The sequence below is a fragment of the Dactylosporangium sp. NPDC051087 genome (assembly GCF_055586325.1).
The window spans coordinates 1-14,050 of the sequence record NZ_JBVJIJ010000070.1; the positions used below are offsets into that span (position 1 = coordinate 1).

Here is a 14,050-nt window from a genome sequence, read left to right on the forward strand (position 1 = left end):
CAGGGCCGCCGGGCCCGGCTGGAGTTCAAGCACTACGTGCGGCACACGATGACGCAGACGATCCTGAACCCCGACGAGGTCGAGGGCTGGCGCGGCGTCATCCGCGACGGCGAGGTGGTCCTGGACCACGACACCGCCCTGCAGCAGGAACGCGAACGCGAGGAGCAACAGGAGCCGCAGGAAGAGCAGCCGGAAGACGCCGATGCACGGGACGAGGCCGACGAGCACGAGGCCGAGCACGATGAACAGGACGAGGAACAGGACGAGGAACAGGACGAGGACGAGACCGCGGAGGGCGACGACGAGGGCGAGACGCCGCAGGTGCGCCCCCGGCAGCGCACCACGCGGCGCCGGACCGGCACCGCACCCCGCGAACGCCGCAACCCCAAACGAGGAGCGCAGCGGTTGCCGTAGTCGGTCACTGCCGACCTGCCCCCACCGGTGCCCGGAATGCGGGCAAGGCGGCCGGTTTCCACCGGGTGAGCGGCCGGCGTGGGTCGCGTCGGGTGTTGCCGGTCGCTACGCGGTACTGCCGCGTTCGTCGCCGCCGGACTGCGCACGGTGCGGTGCGGCTGCCCGGTCCCGTGAAGCGGTGCGCCCTTCCCCCGCCGCAGACCCTGCCGACCCGTTGCCAGCCTGGGGTGAGCCAGAGTTCAGCACCCCGAACAAGGACGTCTACTAGGTCGACACCACCCTGGCCGTGCCGCAGCATCGACGCCGAACAGCGGCGGCTACGGGTCTGCGGCAGGTCGACCGGCAGCTGACGTTCACCTCCGAGCAGCCGCTCGACCGGCCGCTCGGCTGCAGCGAGAAGACGTCATCGAAGTCTCGACGCCGCCCACGCCTACCAGAGCATGTCCCTCGACGCGCCTGCCGGCGGCGAAGACGGCGACAACACCGCCGTTGACACGCTTGTCGACTGCACTGATCCGAGCCTTGAGCGTGTCGAGGCCCGCGAAGCGCGCAAACCGCTGCTGGCCGTTCTTCCCGAGCGCGAGCGGCGGATCCTGACGATGCGGTTCCTCGGCAACTGCAGCCAGTCGTGGGTCGCCGACGAACTCGGCACCTCCCAGGATGCGCGCCTCCCGGCTGCTCCGCGCGATCCTCACCACGTTGCGCCAGATTCCTCACCGAGTAGTAGGCCGCGCCGCTGATGGCCATCAAGGCGGGACGTACTGTTGCGCCGACTCGACCTGTCGCCCGACCCGGGTCCTACGGCAGGGTATCTCCACCCATCCGACGCGTTTGGCGCGTACACCGCGGCATGCTCCATGAAGGGACCGCCCGTGACCACCAGCCGTACCCCGACCGCGCAGATCCTGCTCGTCGAGGATGACCCCGGCGATGAGCTCATGGCCCGGGAAGCGTTCGGGGACGACGCCGTCGACAGTCACCTGCACGTCGCACGCGACGGCGAACAGGCCCTCGACTTCCTCTATCAACGCGGCACCTACACCGACGCACCCAAGCCAGACTTCATACTGCTCGACCTGAACCTGCCCCGCGTCGACGGCCGCGAGGTTCTCCGTCAGATCAAAGCCGATACCACCATGGCCAGGATCCCCGTTGTCGTGCTCACCACCTCAGCCGCGATCGAGGACGTCATCGCCTGCTACGACAGCTACGGCAATGCGTACATCACCAAACCGGCCGGATACGAGGACTTCATCGGTGTCGTCCGGCAGATCAACCAGTTTTGGCTCGACACCGTCCGACTCCCCGGCACCTCGCCCGGATAGCAATGATCGCAACGTCAGGGTCATGGCCGGTGTTGAGGGCGTCAGCGCTGCGGCGGCTACCACGTCCAGCGTGGTGCGCCAACCTTTGGCCTGGCGGAGAGAGGTGGCCAGCGGCGTCGTGGCGACCAGCGCGGAAGCACTGCCGACCATGGCCTGATCGCCCGCCCTTGCAGGCAGGGCGGAGCGATGCGGATCGCGGTGGGACGGCAACTGTGCAGAACGGGCCGTGGCCGAGGACGGCGATCGAGTGGGCGGCGAGCACCGCGACGTGCCGGCCGCTGTGGCGGCCGGGTGGCGGGCTCCGAACACGGGCAAAGCTTGCCGGCAGGATCGCCCGTCGGTCCGGGCGCGCTGTCCATTGGGGCAGCGGCACCGACGACAGCCTGCGACAACGCGTAGCCGCCGATCGCAAGCCCCATTCTGATCACCGGTGGTGTGTAGCGAGGCCGCTGCCTAACGTGCCCACGGTCGTCTTTGGCCGGGGTCCTGATCATGTGCAGACCTGGTCCAGTGCAGTGAGCGCGAAGATGCGAGTCTGGCAGATGCCAAGGAACGTCGATCCGCTCTCAGCGTTAGTGATCCGACCCGAGATGCGGCTCAGCGAGTCTCATCCGGGTCGCTGCGAGCGGTGCGGCATCGCTAGCAGCGGTCTCGCGTTACCATGACCTGTCGCGCTCTGGCCTTGGGCGCGGCCGGCGGTGGGGCCCGCCGACCTGGAGCCGGGTGAACAGCAACGTCGCCAACGGTCCCTGCAGACAGCTGACGCATGCCTGCAGGAGGGACCACGGGGATGCAGGAGTCAACAACGAACCCGGTCGACCCCGATGTCGATCTCCGCATTCCAGCCGAGCAGGTTGAGCTGCGTCCGCATGCGTGGCCGGTGCTCGCAGCGATCTGCGGCGGCGGGATGCTCGGATGCGCCGCCCGCTACGGCCTGGGCGTGGCATGGCCGCACCGGCCGGACGGGTTCCCGTGGGCTACCTTCGTCATCAACGTGTCGGGGTGCCTGCTTATCGGCGTGCTCATGGTCATCGTCGCGGAGGTCGCCACCCAGCAGCGGCTGCTGCGCCCGTTCCTCGGTGTCGGGGTCCTCGGCGGCTACACGACGTTCTCCACCTATGTCGTGGACATTCACAGCGCCGCCGCGGCGGGCCGGCCCGGGCTCGGTCTGCTGTATCTGGGGAGCACGCTGGTCGCGGCGATGCTGGCCGTCGTCGCCGGTGCAGCGATCACCGGCTGGGCAGTCCGGCGAACAAGATCGGGACGGCGGAGTGGCGGCGGCGAACGGTGAGCATGGTGCTAATCCTGCTCGGTGCTGCGATCGGCGGCCCATTGCGCTACCTCACCGACCGGGCTGTGCAGTCCCGCCACGACTCGGTGTTTCCCTGGGGAACGCTCGCGGTGAACGTCACCGGTTCGCTGCTGCTCGGGTTCCTCACCACGCTGCCAGCCACCCCCGAATTGGCTGCGTTCGCCGGCATAGGATTCTGCGGCACGCTGACGACGTACTCCACCTTCAGCTACGAGACGCTGCGATTGGCCCAGACCGGCGCGTGGATCTTCGCCGTCGGCAACGTCATCGCCTCGGTCGTGGCCGGTCTCGGCGCCGCCTACACCGGTATGCTCCTCGCTGCCACCGTCGCATGACCCGAACCGCTGCCACCGAATACCATCCGGACCGAGATCGGCGACCACCCCATCCGGATACGACGGCCACAGCGACCGCCTACCCCGGCCAGATACGGACCTCGGTTGCGTGGCGCCCGTCGGGCGCCAGGCGTTGGGGAGTTCGGGCGCCACGCGGTTCCGCCGGACTGTGTGTCTGTGAAGGTCCGGGCTACGTGCTGGCGGTGCGCTGCCGCGTTGCGCGGTGACCCTTGTAGGCGGCGACCATCGGGACGTCCCTACTGAGCTCAGGACGCCTCAGCGGGTGCGGGAACCCGGCACTCCACCGGCTCAGGTCCGGTACATACTTCCGTACGACAAGCACATACCGGCTCCGCTGGTATAAGGGATACGCATGAGCATCACCACCACCGTCTCAGGTGGCGGGCACCGCGCTATCGTCCACGCCACCGGTGACGTCGACCTCTCCAACGCCCCCGTACTGCGCACGATGCTGCACGGCGACGATGACGCCGGAGCCGTCATCGTCGCCGTTGACCTGCTCGGCGCGACGTTCATCGACTCCACCGTGCTCGGGGTCCTGATCTCCGCGCAGAACCGCCTGCAGCAGACCGGCCGCCGCCTCATCGTCGCCTGCCAGCGGCGGCAAATCCTCGACCTGTTCCGGTTGACGTGCCTAGATCGCGTCTTCACCGTCGTTGCTGTCCTTGACCTCGGAACGGAACCCACCAGCCGAACCCCATGACCGTTCACCGCGTCATGGGGGCCGTACTCGCGCGGCAATGCTGTCGGCGTGCTGGTCGCTGTGCATGGTTGGGCAGGCCGGCGTGGCAGCTGCCGTGCTGCGGTAGGCGGTGGTCCCGGCGGGATGCACCCTGCCGTCACGCCGGCCCGATCAACGTCTATCGCCCGGGACCAGTCACTGCATGCAGTGACGCTGGATTTGCAGATGGCGCACTAAACCGGACCTCGTGCATCCAACCGAACCATCCACGCCGAACGCGACACGACGAGGGCGTCGGCGCCGCCAAACAGGTACTCCGAATGGAGGAGGATTGGGGTATACGACTTGGTGCCACTCCGCCGGTTACCGACATGACCAGGACAAGTAGGCGGCCGGGCCGGCGTATGCCGTCCTGGAGGCAGAACCCGGTGTCGCCGTCCGTGGGCTGGGCAGCGGCGTCCGGTGGTGACCGGGCACGGTCAGCCTCTATGGCGGCTAGTCACGTCTCGGAGGGTTTGCCTATTGAGCGGGTTGCGATGCTGCTGCATCCGCTACAGATAGTGGCGCAGCTTGCCATCGAGCAGGGGCTGGTCGAGGCACGCGACTGGCGGTTTCAATTGTTCGAGGCGCTGATCCTGCATCACGGTCGGATCTTCGTCGCGCCAGCACTCAGCAGCATCCGTAGCGTCCCGCGCCGTTCACTCGGGGCATGCCACCGCCACCGACACTGCACTGTCGGCGGCAACAAATTGCACCTATGTTGAAAGCGTCGCCGGCGCCATGGCACTCTCGGCCGGCGTCCAGCACGCCTGGTGCGTCGACCAACTCGGCCGCGTTGCCGAGCCGACCTGGCCGACCAGCGAACCGACGATCTACGTCGGGTTCCGACGTCGGCCGCATTCCGGCGCACGGCGCGCCGTTCTCTGCCCTGCTCGATCACCACAACGCCGGCATGCCCCTGCTCCGCAACGGGATACCCGCTGCGGCGCTCGTCGACGTCGGCGATCCAATTCCCGCGGCGGTGCTGGGTCGCCACCCTCATTGACGAGTACTGCCACGACACGCCCGTGTCCACCGAACGTAGTCGGGGTCGTTCAGTGATGCCGGGATGGCGAGCCTGGAGGACGTGTCATCGCCGACGCTGAACATGTGCATGCGGTCGATGCTGACGGCGATCATGCCGTTGGGTTGTCCGCGCGGATAACGACAGGCTCGCAGTTGGCGCAGGTTGCCAGCATGCAGAAGAACGAGTTCGCGGTGCGTCGGGCGGACAGTACCCACGATACATATCGCTGGCCTACCCAGTTCGACAACCGCTTTCCGGCACAGACGAAGTGGCCCCGAAGCATCCGAACGTCAAGATCGTACGAGTGACGACGAGCCTGTCCCCCGGAAGGCCCGCCGAACGACAGGGACACCATGAAACGCACGCATTCGCCGCAAGGAGCGCGGCCATGCGGATCGCCACCGGTGGGCTTATGACGCTCACGTGTGGGGTACCTAATGACGGCGGTGCCCTACGATCAGGTTGGTCAGAACCACGTGTCGAGCGCCGACGGTGGGCGAGCGGGCCGGTAAGAGGATTGTGGTCGCTGGGCTGGGACCGACCGGATGGTGAGGAGCTCAGGTGTCGGCAACTCCTCTTGAGCTGCGATGGTCCCGGTCCGAAGAAGCGCACTGCGGTCCGGCTGGGCCCGGGTGGAGTCGGTGCCCTACGGTTCGATGGCGTTGTTTGCTGTGCTGCCCCGCTCTAGCGCGGTGATGTAGTCGCGTCCGTCTGAGTGATGCCAATCGAGGCCTGGGTCGTTCACTGTGACCCAGGTGCACCAAGGTTTCCACGGGTAGACCCGACCGATCGGGTATGAGCGCCACCAGTGCTCGGCGAACTTGGTGTCCAGCACGGTGAGTACGACGTTCTGTGCCGCGCGCCGCCGCGCGTGGGTTAGTCCGACGACATCGATGCGAACCACTCCGGGTCCTACAGCGCGGATCCGGCCGTGCCGGACGGCGGCTGCGGTAAGACATGCCTGGACGGAGTTCACGGTCACTCGTTCCAAATCCCGCGGATGCACCGTCGCGCGTCGATTGTGGTCCATGTTCCTCCTCCTGAAACTGGTCTGCGGACCTACTTAAATGGGGGTCGCTGCCGTCCGCTCTATGGGTGTCGTGAGGGCACCGAACCCATCGTCGCTGTGGTCGTCGATGTCTATTGTCGCGCACATCCTCACGCTCGGCGTCCGTCGCTCGGTCAGCTACGGTCATGTACGGCGGGTTGGTGAGCGCCGCGTCGAACGCTGCCAGGTTCGCCGCAGCGTCGACTGGCCCGCGAGCATGGCAGTCAATGTCGCTGCGATCGGCAGTCACTACGTTGGCCCAGCGGAAGCGCTGCGTGGTGCGATGGTCGTTCCGGTACTCCCAGCGCTGCTGGCGGTCAGCGCCCTGGCCAGGGCGGTCGGTACGCAGGTGGGGCGGAAGTAGGGGTCAGTTCGGGATGCTCGCGTGGCGGTGGGCGGTCGTCCCGGTTGCGGTACGCGCGGCGTCGTAGGCCACGGCGACGACGGTGCGGTCGCCGACGCGGAGCGCGACGTGCTGCAGGCCAACCGTCCGTGGTGTGTGGGCGGTGGTCATCGGCCTCGGCGGAGTACAGGAGGATTTCCGCCCCGGTCCAGATGATATGACTGGCGGGGGCGTTGACGGTGATAGCCAGGAACACCGAGGAAGGTATCGTAGAAGGCAGCCTTGCGGGTGAGGTCGGTGCCGACGCGATGCCACCCGGCAGTTTCCTCGCCATCTCCCACGCCACGTTCGACCCGCGATCTGCCGACGTCCGTCAACGGCTGGCCGCCCTCGTTGACCCAGCCGCCGGACACGGCACGTTCCGCCCCGAACCCGTCCCGAAGTAGCCCGCTTCTTCGACGGAGCCGCCCCTCCTCGAACCCGGCCTCGTGTCGATCGTGGGCTGGCACCCCGACGACCATCCACAGCCCAAAGCCACCCCCGGCGAGGCCATCGGCTACGGAGCCGTCGCCCGACTGCCGTACCTCAACCTCATCAACTCAGCTACCCCGCCGGCAAGCCGGTCGATCGCCGAGCCGGTATCAGCGGCGCCGGCGCGAACGCGGGCGGCTCCACATCGGCTTGCTAAACTTCGCAGCGGGCCGAACGGCGGCCTCGCAGGTGATGGACCGCCGCCGACCGATCTGGCCGGATGCGCGATCGAGCGGGGTTGTCCGGACCAAGGAGGACGCCCTGACGCACGCGAAGGGGGTGAGTGTGGCGAGCCCACCGCTGTATCAGCTGAAGGCCGAGTTCTTCAAGACCCTGGCTCACCCCGCCCGCATTAGGGTGCTGGAGTTGCTCAGCGAACGGGAGCACGCCGTTTCGGAGATGCTGCCCGAAGTCGGGATCGAGCCTGCCCACCTGTCCCAGCAGCTGGCCGTCTTACGACGGGCGAACCTCGTCGCGTCGCGCAAAGAAGGCTCAACGGTCATCTACGCACTTACCAGCCCGGACGTTGCCGAGCTTCTCGCCGTGGCCAGGAAGATCCTATCCGGAGTCTTGTCAGGTCAAGCCGGATTGCTGGCCGATCTTCGCGCATCGGCCTTACCGCCCTCGACGGGGTAGCGACCGGTATGGAGTAAGCAGTCGGCTACATGCCTGAGGCTGTAATGCGTCGTCGGTATCCGCACCGACCTGAACAGCACTTCCCGTCGGGTACCGCTTGGCGAACGAGGCAGTCCCGCTGCGGGTGCCTGTTGTCATGCCGCGACTGCATTTGTTACCCACCGATGAGTTGGTCCGGGGACACCAGCCCGCCTTTTCGCTACCTTGCGCCGAGCTCCAAGGTGCTGCACGCCGTCGCGGCGGGCCGGCGACGGGATGTGCAGCCGGTCAGCGATGGCCTGCGTCAGGTCGGCGAGGTCGGCGTGAAGCAGATCGGTGGCGCAGTATGTGGCGTTGAGCAGTATCGGCCCATGTTTGCCCTCGAGGGACGCCGACCGCGTGATGGCAGCTTCGCGGTGACCAAGCGAAAGTTGCGTGCTGTCGGATCGGCATCGGGGCTGTGCACCACAGTCAGCACGCCGCTTGCCGCGTCGCGGCATGCCTCCCACGCAGTACTCCGTGCCGACAGGCTGAGGCCATCTATACGCATGCCTCCAGCTGACCGACTGTTCTGCGGCTCGCGCCTATCGGTCGGGATGGGTAGCCGATTCACGCCGCAGTCGCTCACCCGAGGTCTAGCACTCGGATGAGCGCTGAGCGTTTTGACCGTGCGGAGGGGCTCGATCTTCGTCTGACGCTGCGGCGCGCTCATGATCTCTCCATATTACAAATATCGCAATTGAGCATCTGTGCACTCTGTTGACGGCAAGCATGGTTGGCAGGGGTAGGTCGCCGGGTCGGCCGGGTGTGGCCGAGGCGGTGGGCTCACGCGCACCGATCGGCGGACCTCGCCGGTTGCCCACGGTGATACGCTTCGGGCGATCAACAAGTTTACAACTTTAGCAAATGCTAAACTTCGCACAAGTTGATGAGGGGGAGCATGCGCGGTGACGCAGCTGGCGCGTCCGCGCCGACGTGCCGGACAAAGGCCGAACCGTTCCGCACGCTGGGGCACCCAATGCGGCTTCGGGCGCTGGAACTGTTGCAGATCGGCGCGATGCTGGTGCGTCAGCCCTTAATGCGGCTCGGCGTCGAGCCGTCGAGAGGTGACGCACTGCTGATGTATCCGCTCAGAACACTTGGCAAAGCCGATCCGCGGGCGGTCGGACCGCGGAACCTGCCTCCGATACTGGCTGACCGTGGCGGGCAGCTGGTGCCGTTACCGGCCGACAGGCCCCGCCGGTGACGACCAGAGTTCTCCGGTTCGCCATTGCACGGCTTACTGGGTTGCTGCCGCAGCGGTCGGACTGGGACGCGGTGCGCCGCAACCCCCGTGCCGACCTGATTGCAGGGCTGACAGTGGCGGTGGTGGCGCTGCCACTGGCGTTGGCATTCGGCGTGACCTCTGGGCTCGGTGCGCAGGCCGGCTTGGTCACCGCCGTGGTGGCCGGCGCGGTCGCTGCGGTGTTCGGGGGGTCGAACCTGCAGGTGTCGGGCCCGACCGGCGCCATGACCGTGGTGCTCGTGCCGGTGATCCAGCAGTTCGGCGCATCCGGTGTGTTAATGGTCGGTCTGATGGCGGGTGCCGTGCTGCTCGGACTGGCGTTGGCACGCCTGGGTCGGTACGTACGGTACCTACCCACCCCGGTGATCGAGGGCTTTACCGCCGGGATCGCAGTCGTGATCGCCCTGCAGCAGGTCCCAGCAGCGCTGGGTATCGCCGAGGCACACAGTGAAAAGGCGTGGGCGGTCGCCGGTGATGCGCTGGCCCAGTTCGTCGGCCACCCGCATCCCGCTTCCGTCGCGGTTGCTGTTGGTGTTGCCGCAGCGATGCTGCTCGGTGCGCGCTGGCGACCCCGACTGCCGTTTTCGCTGCTGGCCGTTGCGGCGGCGACTGGGTTGGCCGAGTCGGCTCCGATCCAGCTGGCCCGCATCGGGGAGCTCCCGGCCGAACTGCCGGCGCCATCGCTGATGTTTCTGGATCCCGCTGCCGTCTGGACACTGCTGCCATCCGCGCTGGCAGTCACGGCCCTGGCAGCGTTGGAGAGCTTGTTGTCGGCGACGGTGGCCGACGGGATGAGCGTCGGCGAACGCCACGACCCTGACCGGGAACTGTTCGGCCAAGGTCTGGCGAATCTGGCGGCTCCCGTGTTCGGCGGCATCCCGGCGACCGCTGCGATCGCCCGGACGGCGGTCAACGTCCGCGCAGGTGCACGGTCGAAGCTGGCGTCGCTCACCCACGCCGTGGCCCTCGCCGCGATCGTCCTGGCCGCTGCACCACTGGTGTCTCGAATTCCGCTCGCGGCCCTAGCCGGCGTGTTACTGGCTACGACAGTGCGGATGGTCGAGGCAAGCGCCCTGATCGCCCTGGCCCGATCAACCCGCGGCGACGCCCTGGTGCTTGCCCTGACCTTCGCGGTGACGGTCGTGTTCGACCTCGTCACGGCCGTCGCGGTGGGCATCGGCGTGGCGGTCGTGCTCGCGCTGCGGGCGGTGGCACGTACCGCCCGGCTGGAACAGGTGCCGTTGGAGCCCGGAGACCACAGCGCCGAGGAGCACCAACTGCTGTCCGAACACATCGTCGCGTACCGTCTCGACGGTCCACTGTTCTTCGCCGCCGCCCACCACTTCCTGATCGAACTGTCCGAGGTCGCCGACGTCAGGGTCGTGATCCTGCGCATGTCGCGGGTGTCCACCATCGACGCGACCGGCGCCCACGTCCTCGGCGACGCCATCACCCGGCTGCAGCGGCGTGGGATCACCGTACTGCTGTCAGGCATCGCACCGGGGCATGACCAAGTGCTGGCCACCCTCGGCGTCGCTGAGCAATTGCGGCGGAACGAACTGATCTTCCCGGACACCCCGACCGCGATCAAATACGCCCGCACCCTCCTCATCGGCCCGGGCCGCACCCGATGAGACGACCGTCAGCCACGGCCGCGCGACCCTGGACCGTTCCGGATTGCCGGTATGCGACTCGTCATGCTCAGCCAGCCGGGCCGCAGTTGCTTCCGCCCACAGGCACCTGATGCTGACCGGCCGTCGGATGGGCACGGGCGTTCACTTCATATTCTGGCTCGCTGACCGATCTAAGCTTGCGGACACCGGCGAGTTGGACGAGGAGCGCGTCGTATGGGCGGGACCAGCAATACGGCGCTGGGCCGCGAATCCGACCGGTCTGACACGCGGCTGCTGCTGCGCATCTGCCTGGCCATCTTCGGTCTGGGCTGCCTCTGGACCGCGTGCTTCGCCGCGGGCCTGCCGGTACCCCGGGTACTGATGTGGCTGACGGTTCCAGCAACGAGCATCGTCGCGGCGCTGACCACACTGCGGACCGCCAATGCTGCAGGCCTGCACCCCGCTGCCCGCCGGTTCTGGCTGCAGATCGCCGTCGTGGAGGGGTTGGTCGCCCTCGGCGCGTCGCTCATGACAGCCGCGACGTTCGCGGGGCTGACCGAACAACCGCTGCTGTTCATCGGCGCCGCAGTGCCACTATTGTCGTTCGGGCTACTGCTGGTGATGTGGGCTCTGCTCCGCCTGCCGGCCGGGCATCGCAGCCGCAGTGAGTGGCTGCGACTCACGCTGGACGGCGCGACCATCACCGCTGGGGCGGCGCTGTTCCTGTGGCACCTGGCCCTGCGGCCGTTGGTCGCTTCGCACACCGACGTCGGCAAATTCCTGGGCATGCTGCTGATCGCGATCCTGTGCCTGCTCGCCCTCGTGGCGGTGATGAAGGTCGCGTTGGTCGGCAGCGGCCCGGTGTCGGCCGGCTCCCTGCGCCTACTGGCATTGACGATCCTGATCGGCTGCCTCGCCTCGGCGGCCGCCCCGATCACGAACCAACCCCGCTGGCTCGGTCTGCAGCCGATCAGCATCATCGTCAACATGCTCGTGGTCTGCGCGGCCGCGCACGTGCAACACCGCTCCCCGGACAGCTCAGGCGGCCGCGCGCGGCCGCAGCGGCGGTACTCGTTCCTGCCGTACGTCGGCGTGGGCGCGACGTCGCTGCTGCTGGCGGTGGAAAGTATCCGTGCCGAAGCCGGACACAGTTCCGACATCGCGCCGGTGGCGTGCGGCGCGATCGTCATCACCGGCATGGTGGTAGCCCGGCAGTTCGTCGCTCTACGCGATAACGCCCAACTACTGGACTCGGTGCGCCGGCACGAGCATCAGCTGGAGCATCAGGCCACTCACGACGCCCTCACCGGCCTGGCCAACCGCGCCGCGTTCAGCGGGGTCGTCGAGACGGCACTGGGCTGCAGCGCCGAGCCCGGCAGCATCGCGGTGTTCCTCATCGACCTCGACGACTTCAAAGAGGTCAACGACACGCTAGGCCACGCCGCCGGCGACGAAGTGCTCATCACCGTCGCGGCACGTCTGCTCACGGCGGTGCAGGGCGATGACATCGTAGCTCGTCTCGGTGGCGACGAGTTCGCCGTCCTGCTGCGCCACGCACCCGGCGGCGTGGCCGACCGGGCCGCCGAGCAGATGCTGTCGCTGCTACAGCAGCCAGTCATCGCGGCCGGGCACCAGTTGCTCGTACACGCCAGCATCGGCGTGGCGCACGCCCGGCCCGGCGACGACCTGGGCGCCGTGCTCCGCAACGCTGACATCGCGATGTACGCCGCCAAGGACCGCGGCAAGGCCAGCTACGTCGGCTACACTCCCGACCTCGCCGCCCGCATCCAGACGCACGCCGAGCTCGCCGCGGACCTCCGCGACGCGATCGGCACCGACCGGCTTTACCTGCGCTATCAGCCGATCGTGATCCTCAATTCCGGCGCCATCTTCGGCGCAGAAGCACTGTTGCGTTTCGAGCACCCCACCCGGGGATCTGTCCCGCCGGCCGAGTTCATCCCGATCGCCGAACAGTCCGGGCTCATCGTCCCGCTTGGCCGCTGGGTGCTGCGGGAGGCATGCCGCCAGGCCGCCGACTGGATCCGCGGGCACGGCCCCGACGCGCTGCAGTCCATCACCGTGAACGTCGCAGGGCGGCAGCTGCGGGACCCGAGCTTCGTCGAAGACGTCGCCGACGCCATCGCCTCAGCCGATCTGCCTCCCGAACGTCTGCTCATCGAGGTCACCGAGACTGCTGTGCTCAACGACGGCCCGGCCATTACTGCACTGCATGAATTGCGCCAGCTCAACGTCCGGATCGCCCTAGACGACTTCGGCACGGCGGCATCATCGCTCGGTCTCCTGCTGACCTGCCCGGTCACCACCCTGAAACTCGACCGTAGCTTTGTCGAGCAAATCACCACCGTCGACCGGCAAGCGGCGGTCGCGCAGGCGGTCGCGCACATCGCCAAGACCCTAGACCTGCAGGCCGTCGCGGAAGGCATCGAGACCGCCGAGCAGGCAGACCTTCTCCGCCGCCAGGGTTACCAGCTCGGCCAGGGCTATCTCTATGCCCGGCCGCTCGCACCCGCTCAGCTTGCACAGCTTCTGCCGATCCCCCGGCTTCTCACCACATCCTAGAACCAGACGGCGGCCTCGAATCGACGGTAAGACAAGGCACGAGTCGAGATCAAGCACGGACGTGACGAGGTCGGTGTTGTTGATGTCCCAGTTGATCTGGTCGCCGATGCGGCGACGATCCTCGATGCCGCGACGGTCGCAGCCACCCTGTTGGTGCCGCACCGGCATGTACGATCGCGGGTCAGTCGCACGGCCGAGGCGCTGCAGGACGCGTACCGTGCAGGGTCGCCGCTTCGCTGACTACGGTGACCTGTCCGTGTAGTGGGCCTGGCCCTATGTGTGGCCGGATGCTGCATCTGTCCCGCCGTTCAGCGTTGTCGGCCGATGCGCTGACCGGATGACGCTCACTACGGTCGAGAGATGGGCGGCTATCTGGTGAGCGAGGCGGTTCTGCGGCGCGCTGCGGCGGTTTCCGACGCCGAGCTTGCCGCCGGAGTCTTAGCCGGGATTGCCGAGGTGCTCGTCATGTTCGAGGCGTGGCGTGCCGATCCGGGCTGGCGCGACGACGTGGTTGGGCGACACGTACAGCGCGTCACGGATACCGCCCGGGATGCCGCCGCGGTGCTGCCAGACTGTGAGGACCTGGACGCCGCTGTCGATGTCGCTTGGCCGCTGCTGGGTGTGTGGTGGCCGAACTTGCCGCGACCGTATGCGCTCGCCACCGCCGACGCGGTTGACCAGCTTCGCGCTGCGGCGATGCGTCGGCCGACCGCTATCCGGCAGGCCCGCCGGATCGTCGCCTGCATGGATGATCGCGGACTAGGTGACTGGTGTTAAACGATGGCCTGGCCCGGAGGGCCAGACCATCGTTGTCGTCTTGCGGGGTGGGGTTCGGCGGCGGGTTGAGGTTGGGTTTGTTGCTTGAAGTTGTTGCTGGGTC

12 protein-coding genes and 1 pseudogene are annotated in these 14,050 nt (G+C 67.6%); 11 read left to right on the plus strand and 2 right to left on the minus strand.

The features are described from left to right. The 7 genes and pseudogenes from ACZ6TV_RS54500 to ACZ6TV_RS54530 all read left to right on the plus strand — a co-directional run. Window positions 1-414, plus strand: a pseudogene (locus ACZ6TV_RS54500) (hypothetical protein); the annotation flags it as partial. A gap of 440 nt (window positions 415-854) precedes the next feature. Then, window positions 855-1,154 carry a sigma factor-like helix-turn-helix DNA-binding protein gene (locus ACZ6TV_RS54505; RefSeq protein ID WP_465309529.1) on the plus strand — a complete coding sequence of 100 codons (300 nt, stop codon included), beginning with the start codon at window positions 855-857 and terminating at the stop codon, window positions 1,152-1,154. A gap of 117 nt (window positions 1,155-1,271) precedes the next feature. After that, on the plus strand, window positions 1,272-1,739 hold the full coding sequence (locus ACZ6TV_RS54510; RefSeq protein ID WP_465309531.1) for a response regulator: 468 nt from the start codon (window positions 1,272-1,274) through the stop codon (window positions 1,737-1,739). A 790-nt stretch (window positions 1,740-2,529) separates the two neighbouring features. Further along, complete coding sequence (locus ACZ6TV_RS54515) at window positions 2,530-3,030, plus strand: fluoride efflux transporter FluC (RefSeq protein WP_465309533.1); 501 nt, start codon at window positions 2,530-2,532, stop codon at window positions 3,028-3,030. Further along, window positions 3,027-3,386 (plus strand): fluoride efflux transporter FluC, encoded by a 360-nt coding sequence (locus ACZ6TV_RS54520; protein ID WP_465309535.1) that lies wholly within the window; start codon window positions 3,027-3,029, stop codon window positions 3,384-3,386. The genes ACZ6TV_RS54515 and ACZ6TV_RS54520 overlap by 4 nt, the downstream gene beginning before the upstream one ends. Window positions 3,387-3,759: 373 nt before the next feature. Next, entirely contained in the window at window positions 3,760-4,110 is a 351-nt protein-coding gene (locus ACZ6TV_RS54525) for an STAS domain-containing protein (protein ID WP_465309537.1), read from the plus strand. A 515-nt stretch (window positions 4,111-4,625) separates the two neighbouring features. Next, the gene (locus ACZ6TV_RS54530) at window positions 4,626-4,853 is read left to right on the plus strand and encodes a hypothetical protein (RefSeq protein ID WP_465309539.1); all 228 of its coding nucleotides are present in this window, start codon (window positions 4,626-4,628) and stop codon (window positions 4,851-4,853) included. Window positions 4,854-5,801: 948 nt separating this feature from the next. Here the strand turns inward: ACZ6TV_RS54530 and ACZ6TV_RS54535 are convergent. Next, the gene (locus ACZ6TV_RS54535) at window positions 5,802-6,059 is read right to left on the minus strand and encodes a hypothetical protein (RefSeq protein WP_465309541.1); all 258 of its coding nucleotides are present in this window, start codon (window positions 6,057-6,059) and stop codon (window positions 5,802-5,804) included. A 511-nt stretch (window positions 6,060-6,570) separates the two neighbouring features. Beyond that, window positions 6,571-6,717 carry a hypothetical protein gene (locus ACZ6TV_RS54540; protein ID WP_465309543.1) on the minus strand — a complete coding sequence of 49 codons (147 nt, stop codon included), beginning with the start codon at window positions 6,715-6,717 and terminating at the stop codon, window positions 6,571-6,573. Between the two features lie 645 nt (window positions 6,718-7,362). On the opposite strand from ACZ6TV_RS54540, the gene ACZ6TV_RS54545 reads away from it, so the two are divergent. From ACZ6TV_RS54545 to ACZ6TV_RS54560, 4 genes are all read left to right on the plus strand, one after another. Next, window positions 7,363-7,713 (plus strand): ArsR/SmtB family transcription factor, encoded by a 351-nt coding sequence (locus tag ACZ6TV_RS54545; protein WP_465309545.1) that lies wholly within the window; start codon window positions 7,363-7,365, stop codon window positions 7,711-7,713. A gap of 1,221 nt (window positions 7,714-8,934) precedes the next feature. Continuing rightward, window positions 8,935-10,611, plus strand: coding sequence for a SulP family inorganic anion transporter (locus ACZ6TV_RS54550; RefSeq protein ID WP_465309547.1), 1,677 nt, complete (start codon window positions 8,935-8,937; stop codon window positions 10,609-10,611). A 213-nt stretch (window positions 10,612-10,824) separates the two neighbouring features. Further along, window positions 10,825-13,170, plus strand: a complete 2,346-nt coding sequence (locus tag ACZ6TV_RS54555; RefSeq protein WP_465309549.1) for a putative bifunctional diguanylate cyclase/phosphodiesterase — start codon at window positions 10,825-10,827, stop codon at window positions 13,168-13,170. A gap of 360 nt (window positions 13,171-13,530) precedes the next feature. Then, the gene (locus tag ACZ6TV_RS54560; RefSeq protein WP_465309551.1) at window positions 13,531-13,947 is read left to right on the plus strand and encodes a hypothetical protein; all 417 of its coding nucleotides are present in this window, start codon (window positions 13,531-13,533) and stop codon (window positions 13,945-13,947) included. The last annotated feature ends 103 nt before the right edge of the window (window positions 13,948-14,050 follow it).